This is a genomic window from Geodermatophilus sp. URMC 60, assembly GCF_053502585.1.
Genome location: NZ_CP199958.1, coordinates 5,054,675 through 5,075,505, shown reverse-complemented (window position 1 = coordinate 5,075,505; position 20,831 = coordinate 5,054,675). Strand labels below are relative to the sequence as shown.

At 74.9% G+C, this 20,831-nt stretch carries 14 protein-coding genes; 12 read left to right on the top strand and 2 right to left on the bottom strand.

All coding sequences use genetic code 11. From position 1 onward, the window contains the following. Positions 1-38: 38 nt before the first annotated feature. Complete coding sequence (locus ACWIX3_RS23875; RefSeq protein WP_448609827.1) at positions 39-2,108, bottom strand: alpha-1,4-glucan--maltose-1-phosphate maltosyltransferase; 2,070 nt, start codon at positions 2,106-2,108, stop codon at positions 39-41. Positions 2,109-2,287: 179 nt separating this feature from the next. On the opposite strand from ACWIX3_RS23875, the gene glgP reads away from it, so the two are divergent. Continuing rightward, positions 2,288-4,837, top strand: a complete 2,550-nt coding sequence (gene glgP / locus ACWIX3_RS23870) for an alpha-glucan family phosphorylase (protein WP_448609826.1) — start codon at positions 2,288-2,290, stop codon at positions 4,835-4,837. Positions 4,838-5,040: 203 nt separating this feature from the next. Beyond that, positions 5,041-6,018: an FHA domain-containing protein gene (locus ACWIX3_RS23865; protein ID WP_448609825.1), complete on the top strand. Its 978-nt coding sequence runs from the start codon at positions 5,041-5,043 to the stop codon at positions 6,016-6,018. A gap of 295 nt (positions 6,019-6,313) precedes the next feature. Here the strand turns inward: ACWIX3_RS23865 and glgX are convergent, their stop codons facing one another. Further along, positions 6,314-8,446: a glycogen debranching protein GlgX gene (glgX, locus tag ACWIX3_RS23860; RefSeq protein ID WP_448609824.1), complete on the bottom strand. Its 2,133-nt coding sequence runs from the start codon at positions 8,444-8,446 to the stop codon at positions 6,314-6,316. Between the two features lie 76 nt (positions 8,447-8,522). Between glgX and ACWIX3_RS23855 the strand changes: the two genes are divergently transcribed. From ACWIX3_RS23855 to ACWIX3_RS23810, 10 genes are all read left to right on the top strand, one after another. Beyond that, complete coding sequence (locus ACWIX3_RS23855; RefSeq protein WP_448609823.1) at positions 8,523-9,314, top strand: ABC transporter ATP-binding protein; 792 nt, start codon at positions 8,523-8,525, stop codon at positions 9,312-9,314. 113 nt (positions 9,315-9,427) lie between these two features. Beyond that, positions 9,428-11,071: a hypothetical protein gene (locus ACWIX3_RS23850; protein WP_448609822.1), complete on the top strand. Its 1,644-nt coding sequence runs from the start codon at positions 9,428-9,430 to the stop codon at positions 11,069-11,071. Between the two features lie 212 nt (positions 11,072-11,283). Next, complete coding sequence (locus ACWIX3_RS23845; RefSeq protein WP_448609821.1) at positions 11,284-12,912, top strand: glycosyltransferase family 39 protein; 1,629 nt, start codon at positions 11,284-11,286, stop codon at positions 12,910-12,912. A gap of 196 nt (positions 12,913-13,108) precedes the next feature. Further along, entirely contained in the window at positions 13,109-13,894 is a 786-nt protein-coding gene (locus ACWIX3_RS23840) for an enoyl-CoA hydratase/isomerase family protein (protein WP_448609820.1), read from the top strand. A 131-nt stretch (positions 13,895-14,025) separates the two neighbouring features. Then, positions 14,026-14,805, top strand: a complete 780-nt coding sequence (locus ACWIX3_RS23835; protein ID WP_448609819.1) for an electron transfer flavoprotein subunit beta/FixA family protein — start codon at positions 14,026-14,028, stop codon at positions 14,803-14,805. Positions 14,806-14,838: 33 nt separating this feature from the next. Next, positions 14,839-15,801, top strand: a complete 963-nt coding sequence (locus tag ACWIX3_RS23830; RefSeq protein WP_448609818.1) for an electron transfer flavoprotein subunit alpha/FixB family protein — start codon at positions 14,839-14,841, stop codon at positions 15,799-15,801. Positions 15,802-15,959: 158 nt separating this feature from the next. Continuing rightward, on the top strand, positions 15,960-17,354 hold the full coding sequence (locus tag ACWIX3_RS23825; protein WP_448609817.1) for an MFS transporter: 1,395 nt from the start codon (positions 15,960-15,962) through the stop codon (positions 17,352-17,354). Then, positions 17,351-18,556, top strand: a complete 1,206-nt coding sequence (locus ACWIX3_RS23820) for a cysteine desulfurase family protein (protein WP_448609816.1) — start codon at positions 17,351-17,353, stop codon at positions 18,554-18,556. Before ACWIX3_RS23825 ends, ACWIX3_RS23820 begins: the two co-directional genes overlap by 4 nt. Positions 18,557-18,638: 82 nt before the next feature. Next, positions 18,639-19,718, top strand: a complete 1,080-nt coding sequence (gene mnmA / locus ACWIX3_RS23815; RefSeq protein ID WP_448609815.1) for a tRNA 2-thiouridine(34) synthase MnmA — start codon at positions 18,639-18,641, stop codon at positions 19,716-19,718. Positions 19,719-19,743: 25 nt separating this feature from the next. Next, complete coding sequence (locus ACWIX3_RS23810) at positions 19,744-20,811, top strand: methionine synthase (protein ID WP_448609814.1); 1,068 nt, start codon at positions 19,744-19,746, stop codon at positions 20,809-20,811. Positions 20,812-20,831 lie beyond the last annotated feature (20 nt).

Genomic DNA, 20,831 nt, shown 5'->3' with positions numbered 1-20,831 from the left:
CGCGAGCCTGCGAGTGGTGGGGGCAGGCGGGTCCTTTCTCAGGCCACCGGCGGCGGTACCTGGACCTGCCGGGGGTAGGTGATGGAGAAGACGTGCGCCGGCTCCCGGTAGGGGTCGAGCTCGACGTAGTTGAACTGGCCCCAGTCCCAGCTGTTGCCGGTCAGCTCGTCGGTCACGGTGAACCGCTCGTACCAGTCCAGACCCAGCGCCGGCAGGTCCAGGGACGTCGTGCCGATCTGGGTGTGGTGGCTGGAGAGGTTCACCACCACCAGGACGGCGTCCTGCGAGCCGGGGTCGGTCTTGGAGAAGCAGATGAGGTTCGGGTTGTCCACGGAGTGGAACCGCAGCGTGCGCAGCTGCTGCAGGGCCGGGTGGGCGCGGCGGATCTCGTTGAGCCGGCGCAGGTAGGGCGCGAGGCTGCGCCCGGAGGACTCGGCGGCGTCCCAGTCACGCGGCCGGAGCTGGTACTTCTCGCTGTCGAGGTACTCCTCGCTGCCGGGGCGCACCGCGACGTGCTCGAAGAGCTCGAAACCCGAGTAGACACCCCACGTCGGGCTCATCATCGCCGCCAGTGCAGCGCGGATCTTGAACATCGGCGGACCGCCGAGCTGCAGCGACGCGTGCAGGATGTCCGGGGTGTTCACGAAGAAGTTCGGCCGCATGTAGTGGCAGTTGGCGGCCAGCTCGCGGCCGTACTCCTCGAGCTCGCCGCGCTCGGTGCGCCACGTGAAGTACGTGTACGACTGCGTGTACCCGATCCGGGCGAGCTGGTGCATCATCGCCGGCCGCGTGAACGCCTCGGCCAGGAACAGCACGTCGGGGTCGGTCTCCTTGACCGTCCAGATCAGCCAGTGCCAGAAGTTCAGCGGCTTGGTGTGCGGGTTGTCGACGCGGAAGATCCGCACCCCGGCGCTGATCCACACCCGGATCACCCGCAGGCACTCGGCGTAGATGCCCTCGGGGTCGTTGTCGAAGTTGATCGGGTAGATGTCCTGGTACTTCTTCGGCGGGTTCTCCGCGTAGGCGATGGTCCCGTCGGGCTTGGTGGTGAACCACTCCGGGTGCTCCTTGACCCACGGGTGGTCGGGCGCGGCCTGCAGCGCGAAGTCCAGCGCCACCTCCATGCCCAGCTCGCGGGTGCGCTCGACGAAGGCCGTGAAGTCCTCCATCGTGCCCAGCTGCGGGTGGACGGCGTCGTGCCCGCCCTCGGCGCTGCCGATCGCCCACGGCGAGCCCGGATCGTCCGGTCCGACCTCGTGGGGGTTGCCACCGGGGTACTGCGCGGAGTTCGGGCCCTTGCGGTTGACCGCGCCGATCGGGTGGATCGGCGGCAGGTAGACGACGTCGAAGCCCATGTCGGCGACGGCGGGCAGACGCTCGGCGGAGGTCGCGAACGTGCCGTGGGTGGGCCGGCCGTCGACCACCGGACCGGTGGAGCGGGGGAAGAACTCGTACCAGGATCCGAACAGCGCACGGGGACGGTCGACCCACACCTCGTACTCCGGTCCCGGCGTGACGAGCTCGCGCACCGGGTGGTCGTGCAGGTAGTGCTGCAGCGCCTCGGCCAGGGCGGGGGCGACCCGCGAGGGCAGGTCCCGGGAGGTGTCCCGCAGCGCCGCGGCGGCCTCGGCCACCCGGCCCCGCCAGTCGTCGTCGGCCTCGGCAGCCACCTGGTCGAGCAGCCGGGCGCCCTCCTCCAGGTCGTTGGCGAGCTCCTCGGCGCCCTGGCCGGCCGCCATCTTCACCTCGACGGCGTGGTGCCAGGTCGCCAGCGGGTCGCTCCACGCCTCCACCCGGTAGGTCCAGCGGCCCTCGCGGTCGGGGACGACGGTGGTCAGCCAGCGGTCGGGCTGGTCGCCGAAGCGCTCCATCCGCCGGAGCGGCCGCGTGGCGGCGTCCCCACCCGCCGGCGTCCCAGTGGCACCGCCGCCCGCCTCCGTCGGCGGGGTCCAGACGACGTCGGCCGCCACGGCGTCGTGGCCCTCGCGGAAGACGGTGGCGGTGATCGGCAGGTGCTCCCCGACCACGGCGCGGCCGGAGAACGCACCGCAGGACACGACGGGAGCGACATCGGTGATGCCGAGACGGAGGTCAGCGCGGCCAGTCATCCCGGCCACGCTATCTAGGGCGCGTCGGGTGAGCACATCGGCCGCCGTGGCCTGCCGTTCGCGGTGCGGGACGGGCGGGACGGAGGGGTGACCGGGGCGTCGGCTGGCCATGGCTCATCCTGGCGCGTCGAGCGCTGCACCGCTCTGGCGGCCCCAGCGGCCGTCGTTAGTCTCGCCTGGTGCGCGCTCTCCGTCGGTTCACCGTCCGGGCATCGCTCCCCGAGGAGCTGATGCCGTTGTCCCAGCTGGTCACCAACCTCCGCTGGTCCTGGCACGCCGAGACCCGCGACCTCTTCGAGGCCCTCGACCCGGAGCTGTGGCGCACCTGCAACGGCGATCCGGTCAAGGTGCTCGGCGAGGTCTCGGCCGAGCGGCTGGCCACCCTGGCCCGGGACCGCCGGTTCGTGCGCCGGCTGCAGGATGTCGTCGACGACCTCGAGGAGTACCTGTCCTCGCCCCACTGGTACCAGTCGCTGGGGGAGGGGGCGCCCCGGACGGTCGCCTACTTCTCCGCGGAGTTCGGCATCACCGAGGTGCTGCCCCAGTACTCCGGCGGCCTCGGCATCCTCGCCGGCGACCACCTCAAGGCCGCCTCCGACCTCGGCGTCCCGCTGGTCGGCGTCGGGCTGCTGTACCGGGCCGGCTACTTCGAGCAGGGCCTGTCGGCCGACGGCTGGCAGCTGGAGCACTACCCGTCGCTGGACCCGCACGGCCTGCCGCTGAAGCTGCTGCGCCAGCCCGACGGCACGGCCGTCGTCATCAACGTGCCGCTGCCCGAGGGGCGCACGCTGTTCGCGCACGTGTGGCGGGCCCAGGTAGGCCGGGTCTCGCTGCTGCTGCTCGACAGCGACATCGAGGAGAACTCGCCGGGCGAGCGCCTGGTCACCGACCGGCTCTACGGCGGCGACGAGGACCACCGGCTGCGCCAGGAGATGCTCCTGGGCATCGGCGGCGTGCGGGCGCTGCGGGCGTACTGCCAGCTCACCGGGACACCGGCGCCGGAGGTCTACCACGTCAACGAGGGGCACGCGGGCTTCCTCGGGATCGAGCGGATCCGCGAGCTCACCGAGTCGCACGGGTTGTCCTTCGCCGAGGCGCTGCAGGGGGTGCGCGCCGGCACGGTGTTCACCACCCACACGCCCGTGCCCGCCGGCATCGACCGGTTCCCGCGGGCGCTGATCGAGCGCTACTTCGCCGGCTTCGGCGTCCCCCTCGAGCACCTCATCCCGCTGGGCGCCGAAGAGGACCCGGCGAAGTTCAACATGGCCTACATGGGCCTGCGGCTGGGCCAGCGCGCCAACGGCGTCAGCCAGCTGCACGGGCACGTCAGCCGCTCCATGTTCCGCGGCCTGTGGCCGGGCTTCGACGAGTCCGACGTGCCGATCGGCTCGATCACCAACGGCGTGCACGCGCCCACCTGGACCGCCCGCGAACTGGTCGAGATGGGCACCCAGACCTCGAGTCAGGGCGACACGGTCGACGCCTCCGGCCCGGTGCACTTCGACGGCGTGGACCGGATCCCCTCGGACGTCCTGTGGAGCGTGCGCCGGACGCTGCGCTCGCGGCTGGTCGAGGAGGTGCGCCGCCGGGTGCGCGACACCGCGCTCTCCCGCGGCGCCGCGGAGTCGGAGGTGGGCTGGACCGAGAGCGCCTTCGACCCCGACGTCCTCACCATCGGCTTTGCCCGCCGGGTGCCGTCGTACAAGCGGTTGACCCTGATGCTGCGCGACCCCGAGCGGCTCCGGGCGCTGCTGCTGGACCCCGAGCGCCCGGTGCAGCTGGTCATCGCCGGCAAGAGCCACCCGGCCGACGACGGCGGCAAGCAGCTGATCCAGCAGATGGTGAAGTTCGCCGACGACCCGGCGATCCGGCACCGGATCGCCTTCCTGCCCGGCTACGACATCGGCATGGCCCGCTACCTGTACTGGGGTTGCGACGTCTGGTTGAACAACCCGCTGCGCCCGCTGGAGGCGTGCGGGACCTCCGGCATGAAGGCCGCGCTCAACGGCGGGCTGAACCTCTCCATCCGCGACGGCTGGTGGGACGAGTGGTTCGACGGCCAGAACGGGTGGGCCATCCCCACCGCCGACGGGATCGTCGACCCCGAGCGCCGTGACGACATCGAGGCGCGGGCGATCTACGAGCTGCTCAGCACCCAGGTGGTCCCGCGCTTCTACGAGACCGACCGGAACGGCGTGCCCGGCCGGTGGGTCGAGATGGTGCGGCACACGCTGCGCGAGACCGGGCCGAAGGTGCTGGCCACCCGGATGGTGCGCGACTACGTGCAGCAGCTGTACGTGCCGGCGGCCGGCTCGTCCCGGTCCATGGCGGAGGCCGGCTACGGCGCGGCCCGTACCGAGGCGGGCTGGCGCGCGCGACTGCTCGACCACTGGAGCACCGTGCGGGTCGCGCACGTCGAGGCCACCGGCGCCGGCGACACCCCGGAGATCGGCTCGACGCTGGCGTTGCGGGCGGAGGTGGAGCTGCCCGGGCTCACGCCCACCGACGTCCAGGTGCAGGCGGCCTACGGGCGGGTGGACGACGCCGACGGCCTGCACGAGGTGACCACGCTGCCGATGACCCACGAGAACACCGAGGGGTCGCGGCACTGGTTCACCGCCACGCTCCCGCTGGAGCGCACCGGCGCCTTCGGGTACACGGTCCGCGTGCTGCCCCACTCGGAGCACCTGGCCGACCCGGCGGAGCTGGGGGTCATCGCGAGCGCCTGAACGAGGACCCCGTCCTTCCCACCCTTCGCCAGCTCAGGGGGGACCCGGGACGGGGCCGTCCTGCCCACCTGCGCGAGGTCGAGGCGGGACCGCGGGTGGCACATCCGCCACGCCGGTCGCACCGGTCCCGCCGGCCGCCTGGTGATCGGCGTGGCGGGAAGGACGGGTCACCCAGTCGGGTGAGTCGCAACTACGCTGACGCCATGCCCGACCGCTGTGAAGTCCTGCCAGGCGACTCCGTCGTCGCCCGACGCGGAAACGGCCTGCTGTGGGTGGACGCCCCCGGCTCGCCGGCCCTGGTCGCCGCGCTGCACGCCTGCCTGGGGGTGTCCGGCCCCGGCGCCGAGCGCGTGCTGGGGGCGGTCGCCGGTCAGGTCTCCGCGCTCGGCGGTGGCTCGGCGTCCTTCGCGCTGGTCCTGGTCGACACCGCGGGCGGCTCGGGCACCGGCGTCGCTCTCTGGTGCGGCAAGGGCCAGCCGGCGGTGGACGGCGTCCCGGTGTCGGGCTCCTCGATCGACGGCTGCACCCTCGCCGGCGGCTTCCAGCTCGGGCAGACCCTCTACGTCGGCCCCGGGCAGCCGGTCCCCAGCATGCCGCCGGGCGTGGCCTACGACCTGGTCGAGGGCACCGTTCCCGGCTCGGGCGCGATGCTGCAGCTGGCCGCGGTGGCGCATCCCTCGTCGGCTGCCACCCCGCAGGCCGCGTCGTCCTTCACCGCCGGCCCCGACGCCGGCTTCGGCAGCGCGGGCTCCTCGGGCTACGGCGCGACGGCCGCCCCCTCGCGGCAGCACGAGGACGAGGGCGAGGCGACCGCCTTCTGGAAGCCCGAGGCCCCGCCCGCTCCGGTCCTGCGCTTCGACGACGGCCTGGTCGTGACCGTCGACGAGGACCTGGTGCTCGGCCGCCGTCCGGACAACCACGAGCTGGTCACCGCAGGCTCGGCGCGGCCGGTGCCGATCGCCGACACCCAGAACGTGCTGTCCTCGGCGCACGCCGCGATCCAGCGCAACGGCCGCGAGGTGTCGCTGGTCGACCTCGGCTCGCTCAACGGCACCCACGTCGCCGGCCCCGAGGCCACCGAGTGGACCCAGCTCGAGCCCGGCGTCGCCCACCCGCTCTCCGACGGCGACCGCCTGCTGCTGGGCTGGACGGTCATCACCTTCGAGCAGCAGCTCGACTGAGCAAGGACCACCCTTCCCCCCACGCCTCGCGGGCTCGGCGCGGGACCCTGAAGGGTGGCCGCGCCACGCGAGAGCCCCGGTCCGTCAGGACCGGGGCTCTCGGCATCTCCGGTGGGTGCACTCCCGCGCTGTTCCGCCTGCCCTCACGCCGTTGCACCGGCGGGGGAGCGGCAGGAACCGCGGGAGAGCCGTCTGAGCCGGCCGTTGCCGGCGTTCCTCGCGCTGTGCCGGCGCTGCAGCACCCTCGCAGCACGGGGAACCCCGGCAACGGAGGCGGGGAGCCGGGTCGCAGCGGTCAGGGTCTGCGGAGGACGCGCAGCAGCCAGACGCAGCGTGGCGGCACCTCGATCGGCCCGGGTGCGACGACGGCCGGCCGCGGCGGCGCGCCGGTGGCCCACTCGGTCGAGACGACGAACTCGTAGCCGTCGGCCCAGGGGGCGCCGGGCAGGTGCACGGTGACCGGCTCCGCACCGGCGTGCAGCTGCACCAGGTAGGAGTCGTCCTGCACCGGGCGGCCGCGCTGGTCGCGGTGCCGGATCCCGCGGCCGTCGAGGTACATCCCGACCGTCTGCAGGTCGTTGTCGAACCAGTCGCCGGTGTCCAGCTGCGCCCCACCGGGCGCGAACCAGGCCAGGTCCCGGGTGCCCCCCGTGTCGGCGAGCTCGTGGCCCTCGAAGAAGGCCTCCTGGCGCAGCACCGGCGACTCCCGGCGCAGCCGCAGCAGGCGGGCGACGAAGGTCCGCAGGTCCTCGTCGACCGCCTTCCAGTCCAGCCACGAGATCTCGTTGTCCTGGCAGTAGGCGTTGTTGTTGCCGCCCTGGGTGCGGCCGAGCTCGTCGCCGGCGGTGAGCATCGGGACGCCGGTGGACAGCAGCAGCGTGGCCAGGAGGTTGCGCACCTGCCGGGCCCGCAGCGCGCAGACCGCCGGATCGTCGGTCGGGCCCTCGACACCGCAGTTCCAGTTCCGGTTGTGGCTCTCGCCGTCCCGGTTGTCCTCGCCGTTGGCCTCGTTGCGCTTGTGCTCGTAGGTGACCAGGTCGGCGAGGGTGAAGCCGTCGTGCGCGGTCACGAAGTTGACGCTGGCGAAGGGACGCCGTCCGTCGGAGCGGTAGAGGTCCGAGGAACCGGTCAGCCGGTAGGCCAGGTCGCGCACCCCGACGTGGGCGCCGGACCACACGTCGCGGACGGTGTCGCGGTACCGGCCGTTCCACTCCGTCCACAGCGGCGGGAAGTTGCCCACCTGGTAGCCGCCGGGGCCGACGTCCCACGGCTCGGCGATGAGCTTCACCTGGCTGACCACCGGGTCCTGGTGGACGACGTCGAAGAACGCCGAGAGCCGGTCGACGTCGTGCAGCGAGCGGGCCAGCGCCGCGGCCAGGTCGAACCGGAAGCCGTCGACGTGCATCTCGGTGACCCAGTAGCGCAGCGAGTCCATGAGCAGGGCCAGCACCTGGGGACGGCGGACGTCGAGGGTGTTCCCGCAGCCGGTGTAGTCCTGGTAGCGGGACGAGTCGCCCTCGCGCAGCCGGTAGTAGCCGCCGTTGTCGATCCCCTTGAACGACAGCGTCGGGCCGGTGTGGTCGCCCTCGGCGGTGTGGTTGTAGACGACGTCGAGGACGACCTCGATGCCCGCGGCGTGCAGCGTCTTCACCATCGCCTTGAACTCGGTGACCTGCTGCCCGGCCGTGCCCGACGAGCTGTAGGCGGCGTGCGGGGCGAAGTACCCCAGCGTGTTGTAGCCCCAGTAGTTGGTGAGCCCGCGGCGTGGCAGGTGCGGCTCGCTGACGAAGTGGTGCACCGGCAGCAGCTCGACGGCGGTCACGCCGAGGGACTGCAGGTGCTCGACGAACGCGGGGTGGGCCAGCCCGGCGTAGGTGCCGCGCAGCGCCGGGGGGACGTCGGGGTGGCGGATCGTCGCGCCCTTGACGTGCACCTCGTAGATCACCGTGTCCGACCAGGGGGTGGCGGGGGAGCGGTCGCCGTCCCACGGGAAGGAGTCGCGGACGACGACCCCGCGCGGCACGTACGGCGCGGAGTCGCGCGGGTCGGGGCCCTCGCCGCCCTCGTACCGGAAGCCGAACAGCGCCGGGTGCAGGGACTGCTCGCCGTCGACCGCGCGGGCGTAGGGGTCCAGCAGGAGCTTGGCCGGGTTGTACCGCTGCCCGGAGCTGGGGTCCCAGCCGCCGTGCACCCGGTAGCCGTAGCGCTGGCCGGGGCCGACGCCGGGCAGCCGGCCGTGCCACACCTGGTGGGTGGTCTCCCGCAGCCGGTGCCGGTGCTCGGTGCCGTCCTCGTCGAACAGGCACAGGTCGACCGCGTGCGCGCCGGCCGACCACAGCGCGAAGTTGGTGCCGGTCCCGTCCCAGTGGGCGCCCAGGGGGGCGGATCGACCGGGCCACACCTCGTACTCGTCGGAGCTGCTGCGCACGTCGGCGATCCTGTCAGCCCCGACCGGCTCCGGGTCGCAGCGGCGCGGGTGCGGTGCGGGTTGGTTGGATGGGGCCGTGTCGAGCGATCCGGTCGTCGAGATGCAGGGCGTGGACGTCGTGCGGGGGGAGTCGCACCTGCTGCGCGGTGTCGACTGGACGGTCGGGGCCGACCACCGCTGGGTGGTCCTCGGACCCAACGGCGCGGGCAAGACGACGCTGCTGCAGCTGGCCGCGGCGCAGATGCACCCCACCCGCGGCGTGGTGACCCTGCTCGGGGAGACACTGGGCGCGGTCGACGTCTTCGAGCTGCGGCCGCGCATCGGGCTGACCAGCGCCGCGCTGGCCCAGCGGATCGAGCCCGGCGAGCGCACCGGCGACGTCGTCCTCTCCGCCGGGTACGCGGTCGTCGGCCGCTGGCGCGAGCGTTACGACGTCCACGACCTCACCCGTGCGGCGATGCTCATGCAGCAGTGGGGCGTGACCCCGATGGCGCACCGTCCGTTCGGCACGCTCAGCGAGGGCGAGCGCAAGCGGGTGCAGATCGCCCGCGCGCTCATGCCCGACCCGGAGCTGCTGCTGCTCGACGAGCCGGGCGCCGGCCTGGACCTCGGCGGCCGGGAGGACCTGGTCAGCCGGCTGACCGACCTCGCCCGCTACCTCCACGCCCCGGCGCAGGTGCTGGTGACCCACCACGTCGAGGAGATCCCGCCCGGGTACACCCATGCGCTGCTGCTGCGCGGCGGGCAGGTCGTGACGGCCGGGCCGCTGGAGCAGGTCGTCACCCAGGAGGCGCTGTCGGAGACCTTCGGGCTGGCGCTGCAGGTGCAGCGCGCCGACGGGCGCTGGACCGCCCGCCGGGCCGCCTGATGAAGGGCCCCGTCCTCCCCACCCTTCGCAAGTTCGGGGCGGGGCCCGGGACGGGGCCGTCAGGCACCCCGGTCCCGGATCGCCGGCGCGGCCGCCCGTCGGTGCCGGCGGTCGTGGCGGGCGGGGCCCTGGCCATCGGGGTCGTCGTCCAACTGCTGCCGCTGGTGCTGTTCCCCACGGTGCTCAGCCAGGACGGCCCGGCGCACGTGGCCGGCGCCTGGGTGCTGCTGCACACGGGGGACGACGGCCCGACCGGTGCCGTGCTGGCCGAGCACTACCGCACCGACCTGACGCCGGTGCCCAACATGCTGACCACGCTGCTGCTGGCCGGGCTGCTGCCCCTGGCGGGACCGGACGGCGCGGAGCGGCTGCTCGTCGCCGGGCTGGTGCTCGGGCTGGTCGGCGCCTCGGCCTGCGCGGTGCGGGCACTCGACCGCCGGGCCTGGTGGCTCGCCGCGGCGGCGCTGCCCCTCACGGGGAGCCACCTGGTGGCCTACGGCTTCTACAACTTCGTGCTCGGGGTGATCGGGGCACTGCTGGTCCTCGCGGTGGTGCTGCGCCGCCCCGACGGGTGGCGGGCTCCCGCGGTGGCGGGCCTGACCGGGCTGCTCGTGCTGACCTGGAGCGCACACCTCCTGCCGTGGGTGTTCGCGGCGGGCAGCGCGCTGGTGCTGGCCGGGGTCCGCACGGTCGGTGCCGTCCGCGGCGGCTGGCCGGTGCCCGCCGCCGTCGGTCGGCACGCCGTCCCGGTGGTGCTCGCCGTCCTGCCGTCGGCAGTGCTGACCGCCCGCTACCTCGCCACGGGGGAGGGGCCACCGGCCGAGGGCGAGGTCGCGCCGTCGGCGGCGCGGCTCGGGGCGCTGCTGACCGGGCTGCGGCCGTTCGTCACCGGCTGGGGCGAGGAACGGCTGCCGGCGCTGCTCACCGTCGTCGTGCTCGTCGCCCTCGCCGTCGCGGCGCTGCGGCGGGCACGGCCGGGTGGCCCCGGGCTGGGGCCGGAGCGGCTGGCGCTCGGCCTGCTGCTCGCAGGCGTCACGGCGGTGTACTGGCTGACACCGGACCGCCTGGGCGCGGACTTCGGCTTCCTCGCCGCCCGGCTGGCGTGGTTCCCCCCGTTGCTGCTGGTGCTGTGGGTGGCCACCCGCCCCCCGGGTCCGCGCGCGGGCGCCGCCGCGACCGTGCTCCTGGTCGCCGCCGCCTCGGCCGCCGCGTTCGCCCGGCTGCCCGGGCAGTTCGCCGCGGCCGACGAGGTGGGCGAGCTGCTCGCGCTGGCCGGGCAGATCCCGCCCGGCTCGACGATCGCCGTCCTGCAGTACGACCGGTCGGTGGTGTGGCCCGCGAGGGGGTCGCCGGACCCGCTGCGTCACGAGTCGAGCCGGCTGGCGGTCCGCGCCGGGGGTGTGGACGTCGGCCACTACGAGGCGGTGCAGGACTACTTCCAGGTGCGCTTCGACGGGCCGCCGTACCTGCGTCAGCGGCTGGACGCCGACCCGCAGATGCGCGGGCTCGATCAGGTCCCGCCGGTGGTCGACCTGGCCGCGGTGCGCGGCGACCTCGACGCCGTCGTGGTGCTGGGCCTGGACCGCGCGGACGTCGACGTGCGACGGGACGAGGGCACCCGCGCGGTCACCGCAGAGCTGTCGGCCCACTACACAGAGGTGGCGACCTCGCCGTCCGGCCTGGGGGTGCTGTGGCGCGCAGACCCGGCGTCCGGTCAGACTGCGGGGGGCGGCAGCGCGGCCGCCCCGACGGGCTGACCCCGGGTTCCGCTCCAGGAGCACCGGGGTACGGCCGTCCCGTCGTGTCGGAGGGACCGGCTCGACGCCCTTGGACCGGGGACACCGGGAGAGCTTCGGAGGACGCGTGCGCAGGCCACTGCCGGGTACCGGCTCCACCGTCGACGTCGGAACCGGAGCCACCGGGTCCGTCGCGTCCGGGGCCCCCGCGTGGCTGCCCCGCCGCCGTACGCGTGCTGCCTAGGCCCGGCGGCACGCAGGCCGCTCCCGCCGCCCCGGCACCGGTACGCCCGGCCCGGCGCTCGAGCCTGTGGGTCCCCCTCGGCGAGCGCTCCGGCCAGCCGTGGCCGGTCGCCGTCCTGTCGGTCCTCCTCGGCGGCCTGGTCGCCGCCGGGGTGGTCGCCCGTTTCATCGCGCCGCCGGAGCTGTGGCTCGACGAGGCGCAGAGCGTCGCGATCGCCCGCCTGCCGCTGCCGGAGCTCTTCGACGCGCTGGAGGAGGACGGCTCGCCGCCGCTGTACTACCTCCTCCTGCACGTCTGGACGGCGCTGTTCGGCACGAGCGCCACCGCGGTGCGCGGCCTGTCGGCGGTGATCAGCGTCCTGACGCTGCCGCTGGCGTGGCACGTCGCCCGCCGGCTGGCCGGCCGCCGCGCGGCAACCGCGCTCGTCGTGCTGCTCGCGACCTCGCCCTTCCTGATCCGTTACGCCAGCGAGACGCGGATGTACGCGCTCCTGGTCCTGCTCACCCTGCTCGGCGTCGCCGCAGGCGCCGCGGTGGTGCGCCGTCCCGGCGCCGGGCCGGTCCTCCGCCTCGGCGCGGTCGTCGGTGCCGTGCTGCTGACGCACGTCTGGGGCTTCCACGTCGTCGCGGTCACCGGGGTGCTCGCGCTCGCAGCGCTGCCGTTCCGCCGTCGGCCGGCGCTGCGCGTGCTCGCCGGGCTGGCCCTCGGCGGACTGCTGTTCGCGCCCTGGCTGCTGTCGTTCCTCGTCCAGCTGGCCCACACCGGGACGCCGTGGGCCGCCTCACCCGGCTACGCCGCGCTGCCCCTGGCGCTGGAGGCCTGGCAGGGCGGGGGCCAGGTGCGCGCCCACGTCCTCGGGACGGTGCTGCTGCTGCTGGCTGCCGTCGGCCTGTTCGCCGCGGCCGCCACGCGGCGCCCCGACGAGCGCACCGTGGTGCTGTCCCTGCGGCCGCGCCGCTCCCGCGTGGTGCTGCTCGCCCTGTCGCTGGGCACGCTGCTGGTGGCCGGGGAGGTCAGCCGGCTGACGGGTACCGCTGTGCACGACCGGTACACCAGCGTCGCGGTGTTCGCCTTCCTCGCCCTCGCCGCCCTGGGCGTGGCGGCCCTGCCGGGAACCGGGGTCCGCGCCGCCGTGCTGGTGGCGCTCGCTGGTCTGGGCCTGGCCACCGCCCTGCCCCAGGTGGCGGAGCCCCGAACCCAGGCGGGGGAGCTGGCCCGGGCCCTGGACGACGCGGCCCCCGGCGACGTCGTCGTCTTCTGCCCGGACCAGCTCGGGCCCGCGGTGGCTCGCCTCGTGCCCCCGGAGCGGGGGCTGGACCTCGTCGTCTTCCCCGACCTGCGCCCGGCCGACCGGGTCGACTGGACCGACTACGAGGCCCGCATGAACAGCACGCCGTCAGCAGCCGTCGCGGCCGACGTGCTGCAGCGGGCCGGCGCGCAGTCGGCCGTCTGGGTGGTCACCGGGCCGGGCTACCGCGTGCCGTCGCTGCAGCGCTGCGGTGCCCTGGTCGACGCCCTCGAGGCAACGCGCGGGACGGCCGAGCTCGTCGTGGCGCCCGACCGCCGCATCTTCGAGGACAGCCGGCTGCAGTACCTGCCGCCGGTCCCCGTCCTCTGACGAAGGACCCCGCTGCCCCCACCGCTCGCAGGCTTGCGGCGGGACCCGGGCGGCGCCGGCGGGACCCTGGAGGGTGGCCGTTCCGTCGCGTCACCGGGCTCGGGGTGGTGCCCGGCAGAGCCGCCCGCCGCGGCAGCCGCGGCGAGCCGCTGGCTAGGGTGCCGACGACGACGTCGTCCACCGCCAGGAGGTCCCCGTGGCAGAGCCCGAATTCGTGACGCTGCAGGTCGACGACGGGGTGGGGACCATCCGCCTCGACCGGCCCAAGATGAACGCCATCGACGAGCAGCTGCACCTGGAGGTGCGCGCGGCGGCCGTGGAGGCCGGCGAGCGTGAGGACGTGCGGGCCGTCGTGGTCTACGGCGGGGAGCGGGTCTTCGCCGCCGGCGCCGACATCAAGGCCATGTCGCAGCTCGACGGCCGCAGCATGGTGGCCTGGGGTCGGGAGCTGACGAACTCCTTCACCGCGGTGCAGGACATCCCCAAGCCGGTCATCGCCGCCATCACCGGCTACGCGCTCGGCGGCGGCTACGAGCTGGCCCTCTGTGCCGACTTCCGGGTCATGGGGGCGAGCGCGAAGGTCGGCCAGCCGGAGATCCTGCTCGGCGTCATCCCCGGGGCGGGGGGCACCCAGCGGCTGGCCCGCCTGGTCGGCCCGGCCAAGGCCAAGGACCTGGTCTTCACCGGCCGGCACGTCGGCGCGGAGGAGGCCCTGGAGATCGGGCTGGCCGACGCCGTCGTCCCGGACGCCGAGGTGTACGACACCGCCGTCGCCATGGCACGCAAGTTCGCCGCCGGTCCACCGCTGGCGCTGGCCGCCGCCAAGAAGGCGATCGACGAGGGCCTCGACCGGCCGCTGCGCGACGGTCTGGTCCTGGAGAGCCGGCTGTTCGCCGAGCTGTTCGACACCGAGGACCAGAAGACCGGCATGCGCTCGTTCCTGGAGAGCGGGCCGGGCAAGGCCACCTTCGCCGGGCGCTGAAAGCGGCGGGGGGCCGGGTGACCCAGGTCACCCCGACCCCCGGCGGGAGCCCCGTTACCCGGCGGTAACCTCGACCATCGGAGCAGGCGGGCGGTGGCCCGCGCCCCTAACCGCGCGGAGGTGGGTTGACGATGGACATCGTCGTTCTGGTCAAGCAGGTGCCCGATTCCGGGAGCGAGCGCAACCTGGACCCGGCGGACAACACCGTCGCCCGGGGGAGCGCGGACAACGTCGTCAACGAGATCGACGAGTACGCCATCGAGGAGGCCCTCCAGCTCAAGGCGGCCCACGGCGGCGAGGTCACCGTCCTCACCGTCGGCCCGGACTCGGCAGCCGACGCGATCCGCAAGGCCCTGTCGATGGGGGCGGACAAGGCCGTCCACGTGGTGGACGACGCCATCCACGGCGCCTGCGCCCCGCAGACGTCGGCCATCCTGGCCGCGGCGCTGCAGCAGATGTCCTACGACATCGTGCTGTGCGGTGCCGAGTCCACCGACGGCCAGCTGTCGGTGATGCCGGCGCTGCTGGCCGAGCGGCTGGGCATCCCGCAGCTGTCGGGGGCCCGCAAGCTCACCGTCGAGGGCGGCGTGGCCCGCGTGGAGCGGCAGACCGACGGCGGCTACTGGGCGCTCGAGGCGCCGCTGCCGGCGATCGTGTCGACCTGGGACACCATCAACGAGCCGCGCTACCCCTCCTTCAAGGGGATCATGGCCGCCAAGAAGAAGCCGGTGGAGAAGAAGTCGCTGGCCGACCTCGGCATCGACCCGTCCACCGTCGGTCTGGCCACGGCGACCAGCCAGGTGCTCGACTTCGCCGGCCGCCCGCCGAAGGGGGCCGGTGTCAAGGTCAACGACGAGGGCGACGGCGCACAGCAGCTGGTCGACTTCCTGGCCGCCCAGAAGATCGTCTGACCCGGACCGATTCGAAGGAGAGAAGGAATTCCCATGGCTGAGGTCCTGGTCCTCGTCGAGCTGAACCCGGCCGGTGAGGGCGTCCGCAAGACCACGTTGGAGGCGCTGACCGCCGCCCGTGCGCTCGGCGAGCCCGCCGCGGTCGTCGTCGGCGGCCCCGGCTCGGCCGCCGCCGCCAAGGCGCAGCTGGCCGAGTACGGCGCGCAGAAGGTCTACGTCGCCGAGTCCGAGGAGGTCGACCAGTTCCTGGTGGCCCCCAAGGCCGAGGTGCTGGCGCAGCTGGTGGCCGAGAAGTCGCCGGCCGCGGTCGTCATCCCGTCCTCGCCGGAGGGCAAGGAGATCGCGGGCCGGCTGGCCATCAAGACCGGCAGCGGCTTCCTCACCGACGTCACCGAGATCGCCCCCGACGGCACCGCGACCCAGGTCGCCTTCGCCGGGGCGACGGTCGTGCACTCCAAGGTCACCGTCGGCACGCCCATCTACACGGTGCGCGGCAACTCGGTCACCCCCGAGCCGGCCCCCGGCGCGGCGGAGGAGGAGCAGGTGGCGGTGCAGCTCTCCGACGCCGCCAAGGCCACCCGCGTCGTCGACCGGGTCGTGGAGCAGAAGTCCTCCCGCCCGGAGCTGACCGAGGCCTCGATCGTCGTCTCCGGCGGCCGTGGCGTCGCCTCCGCGGAGAACTTCTCCATCATCGAGGCCCTGGCCGACTCCCTGGGTGCAGCGGTCGGCGCCTCGCGGGCCGCGGTGGACTCCGGCTACTACCCGCACACCTTCCAGGTGGGGCAGACCGGCAAGACCGTCTCGCCGCAGCTCTACATCGCGGTCGGCATCTCCGGGGCCATCCAGCACCGGGCCGGCATGCAGACCTCGAAGACGATCGTCGCGGTCAACAAGGACCCCGAGGCGCCGATCTTCGAGCTGGCCGACTTCGGTGTCGTGGGCGACCTGAACACCGTCGTCCCGCAGGCCACGGAGGCCATCACCGCCCGCAAGTGAGGGACCCCGTCCTCCTCACCGCTCGCGAGCTCGCGGCGAGCCTCGGGACGGGGCCGTTCCGGCACGTCACGGCGTCGAGCGCCGGTCCCCTCGGGGGCCGGCGCTCGACGCGTGTGTCGGCCGGGAAGGGCTCGGGCGCCGAGCGGGTTGGCGGAGGAGTGGACGGGAGCGCGGTGCCGGGGATCCTCGACCAGGCGCACCGGCGGACGACCGCCGGCCTGCTCATGCTCGTCACCTTCGTGGCGTTCGAGGCCATGGCCGTCGGGACGGCGATGCCGACCGCGGTCGTCGAGCTCGACGGGCTGGCCTGGTACGGCTGGCCGTTCAGCGCCTTCCTCGTGGCGTCGGTCGTCGGCATGGTCGTCGGCGGGGACGCCGGTGACCGCCGCGGTCCCCGGGTCGCCCTGCCCTGGGGCGTCGCGGCCTTCGCGGCGGGGCTGCTGGTCGCCGGGCTGGCCGGCGGGATGGCGGTCTTCGTCGCCGGACGCGCCCTGCAGGGGCTCGGCGCCGGCGTCATGGTGGTCCTGCTGTACGTCATCGCCGGACAGGCCTACGCGCCGTCGCTGCGGCCCCGCCTGTTCGGCGCGATCTCCGCGGCCTGGGTGCTGCCCGCCCTGGTGGGGCCGGTCGTGGCCGGCCTGGTCACCACGCACGCCAGCTGGCGGCTGGTCTTCCTCGGGCTGCTGCCGCTGATCGTCCTCGGCGCCGCCCTGGTGCTCTCGGCCGGCCGATCGCTGACCGCGCCGGACTCCCCGGCGCCCGCGGCGAGGGGACGGCGGTGGTGGGCGGTGGTCGCCGGTCTCGGGATCGCGGCGCTGCAGTACGCCGGCCAGCGCCTGGACCTGCTGGCGGTGCCCGTCGCCGTGGTGGGCGCCGCTGCCCTGGTGGCCGGCCTGCGGCCGCTGCTGCCGCGCGGGACCGTCCGCGTGGCGCGGGGCCTGCCGGCGGTCGTCGCCTCCCGTGGGCTCCTGGCCGGCGCCTTCTTCGGGATGGACGCGCTGATCCCGCTGCTGCTGACCAGCGTCCACGGCTACAGCCCGACCGCTGCCGGCCTGCCACTGACCGCCGGCGCGGTCGGCTGGGCGCTGGCCTCCCAGCTGCAGGGCCGCTTCCCCCGGGTGCCGCGGGAGCGGCTGCTCCGTCTCGGTTTCGTGCTGCTCGCCACGGGCCTGGCCGCGACCGTGCTGGCAGCGGCCCCCGCGCTGGGCGGCTGGCCGGCCTACCTGACCTGGGCGGTCGCGGGCCTGGGCATGGGCTTCGGCATGCCCAGCGTCGGCGTCCTGCTGCTGGAGCAGTCCCCCGAGCACCGCCGGGGTGCGGACTCGGCCTCGCTGCAGATCGCCGACGTCACCATGTCGGCCCTGTGCATCGGGCTGGCCGGCGTCCTCGTCGCGGCGGCCACGGAGGGGCTGCTGGTCCTGCCCGTGGCGGTGGCGGCGTCGATCGCCGTCTGCACCGCCCTCGCGCTGGTCGGTGCCCGGCTGGCCGGGCGGGCGGCTGCTCCGCCGCGGGAGGCGGTCCCGGACGCCGGGACTACCCTGGCGGCGTCATGAGCAGCTCGCAGGCGGTCTACCTGGACCACGCGGCCACCACGCCGCTGCTGCCCGAGGTGCTGGCCGCGATGACCGGGCAGCTGGGCCGGGTGGGCAACGCCTCCTCGCTGCACGCCAGCGGCCGGGCCGCCCGCCGGGTCGCCGAGCAGTCCCGCGAACGGCTGGCCGAGGCGCTGGGCGCCCGCCCGTCGGAGGTGCTGTTCACCGGCGGGGGCACCGAGAGCGACAACCTCGCCGTCAAGGGCCTGTTCTGGGCCCGGCGCGCCGCCGACTCCCGCCGCCGGCGCATCGTGGTCAGCCCCGCCGAGCACCACGCGGTGCTCGACAGCGTCGAGTGGCTGGCCAAGCACGACGGCGCCGACGTCACCTGGCTGCCCGTCGAGCCGACCGGGCGGATCACCCCCGGGGCGTTGCGCGCGGCGCTGGGCACCGGGGAGGACGTCGCCCTGGCCAGCGTCATGTGGGCCAACAACGAGATCGGCACGGTCAGCGACCTGGCCGCGCTCGCCGACGTCGCGCACGCCGTCGACGTCCCGCTGCACACCGACGCCGTCCAGGCGGTCGGGCAGGTACCGGTCGACTTCGCCGCCAGCGGCGTCGACGCGCTCACCATGACCGGGCACAAGCTCGGCGGGCCGATGGGCGCCGGCGTCCTGCTGCTGCGCCGCGAGGCCGACTGCACCCCGCTGCTGCACGGCGGCGGTCAGGAGCGCGACGTGCGCTCCGGCACCCTCGACGTCGCGGCGATCGTCGGGCTGCAGGTCGCCACCACCATCGCAGTCACCGAGCGGGAGGACCGCGCCGCGCGGCTGTCCGCGCTGCGCGACCGGCTGGTGGCCGGGGTGATGGCGCAGGTGCCCGACGCCCAGCTCAACGGCGCGCCGCTGGACGGGGTGGTCGCGGGCGGGCCGGGCCGGCTGCCCGGCAACGCGCACCTGTCCTTCCCCGGCGCCGAGGGGGACGCGCTGCTCATGCTGCTCGACGCCCGCGGCGTGGAGTGCTCCACCGGGTCGGCCTGCAGCGCCGGCGTGGCCCGGCCCAGCCACGTGCTGCTGGCCACCGGCGCCGACCCCGACCGCGCGCGCAGCTCGCTGCGGTTCACCCTCGGGCACACGTCGACCGACGCCGACGTCGACGCCGTCCTCGACGTGATCGGGCCGGTGGTCGAGCGCGCCCGCCGTGCCGGGCTGGGGCGGCGGTGAGGCGACGGGGCGTGAGCATCGCAGCGAGGTCGCGGAACCGACCGGTGCTGTCGAGCGACCGCGGAGCCGAACGGGAGCAGTCGTGACCTTGCGTGTGCTGGCCGCGATGAGCGGGGGCGTGGACTCGGCGGTCGCCGCGGCGCTGGCCGTCGACGCCGGGCACGACGTCACCGGCGTCCACCTGGCGCTCTCGCCGGACCGGCAGACCCTGCGCAGCGGCGCCCGCGGGTGCTGCAGCGTGGAGGACGCGCACGACGCCCGCAGGGTCGCCGACGAGCTGGGCATCCCGTTCTACGTATGGGACCTCGCCGAGCGCTTCACCGAGGACGTCGTCGACGACTTCGTCGCCGAGTACGCCGCCGGCCGCACGCCCAACCCGTGCCTGCGCTGCAACGAGAAGATCAAGTTCTCGGCGGTGCTGGACCGGGCGCAGGCGCTCGGCTTCGACGCCGTCGTCACCGGTCACCACGCGCGGCTGGAGGGTGGGCAGCTGCGGCGGTCGGTGGACGCGGCCAAGGACCAGTCCTACGTGCTCGCCGTCCTCACCGCGGACCAGCTGGCCGGCGCGGTCTTCCCGCTCGGCTCGATGACCAAGCAGCGGGTGCGCGAGATCGCCGCCGAGCGCGGGTTCGCCGTGGCCACCAAGGCGGACTCGCACGACATCTGCTTCATCCCCGACGGGGACACCCGCGGCTTCCTGTCCCGGCGGCTCGGCGAGCAGCCGGGCCCGGTCGTGGACGCCGCCACCGGCGCGACGGTGGGGCAGCACACGGGTGCCTACGGCTTTACCGTCGGCCAGCGCCGCGGGCTCGGCGTCGCCGTCGGCGACTCGCGGCCGCGCTACGTGCTCGGCATCGAGCCGGTGACCCGCACGGTGACCATCGGCACCGCGGACCTCGCCGGGGTGACCGAGGTCCGCACCTCCGCGCCGACCTGGACGGGTGCCGCGCCCGCGCTGCCGTTCTCCGCGGAGGTCCAGCTGCGGGCGCACGGCACCCCGGTGCCGTGCGAGGTCACCGCGGGGGACGACGGCGGCCTGCGGCTGCTGCTGGGCTCCGCGCAGCGCGGTGTGGCGCCCGGGCAGTCGGCGGTCCTGTACACAACCGACGCCGAGCGCGGCGACCTGGTCCTCGGCCAGGGCACGGTCCTCGCGACCGCCTGAGGACGGCCGGACTACCGTCGCCGCCGTGGCCTCGCTTGACCCCGTCTCGCCCACCGATCCCGACGTCCCCGCCGACCTGGCGGCCGCACCGGAGGCCCCCGGTGGGGGGTCGCCGTCAGCACGGTGGGGCCCGGCCACCGGGGTCGGCTCGCTGCCCGGCGCCGACCCGGCCGAGGCGTTGCGCGTGGTCACCGGCGAGCTGCCGGAATTCGCGCACCTGCCCGAGCTGCCCGGCCGCGGTCCCGGCGCGGACCTCGTCGGGCGCAGCGCCGCGCTGCTGGTCGACCTCGCCGTCGAGCTGACGCCGGCCGGCTGGCGGCTGGTGCCCCGGCCCGGGATCGACCAGCGCCGCGCCGAGGAGCTCCTGGCCCGCGACCTCGACGCCCTCCACGGCGTCGCCGAGGGCTACACCGGACCGTTCAAGGTCCAGGCCGCGGGGCCGTGGACGCTGGCCTCCGGCCTGGAGCGCACGCGCGGCGATCGCGCCGTCGTCGACGCGGGTGCGCGACGGGACCTCGCCCAGTCGCTCACCGAGGGCCTCGCCGCCCACGTCGCCGCCGTGTCCGCGCGGGTGCCCGGAGCGCGGGTGGTCGTGCAGCTGGACGAGCCCTCGCTGCCCGCCGTCCTCGCCGGGGCGCTGCCGACCGCGAGCGGGTTCGGGAGGCTGCCGGCCGTCGAGGCGCCCGTGGTCGAGCAGGAGCTCGCCGCCGTCGTCGGCGCGCTGCCCGGGCCGGTGGTGGTGCACTGCTGCGCCGACCGGGCGCCACTGGGGCTGTTCCGCTCCGCCGGGGCGGGCGCGGTGTCCTTCGACCTCGGCCTGGTGCAGGACCTCGACGCGCTCGGCACCGCCGTGGACGCCGGCACCCACCTGTTCCCCGGGGTCGTCCCGGGCACCGACGCCCCGCTGCCCGCGCCGAAGGCGACGGCGTCCCGGCTGCGGGCCTGGTGGCGGGAGCTCGGCTTCCCCGCCGAGCAGCTGCACGAGGCGGTCACGCTCACCCCGTCGTGCGGGCTGGCCGGGGCGACGCCCGGCTACGCCCGCCGGGCCATGACCCACGTGCGCGAGGCGGCGCGGTACCTCCTGCCCGAGTGACGTACACGGCCGGGTGACCG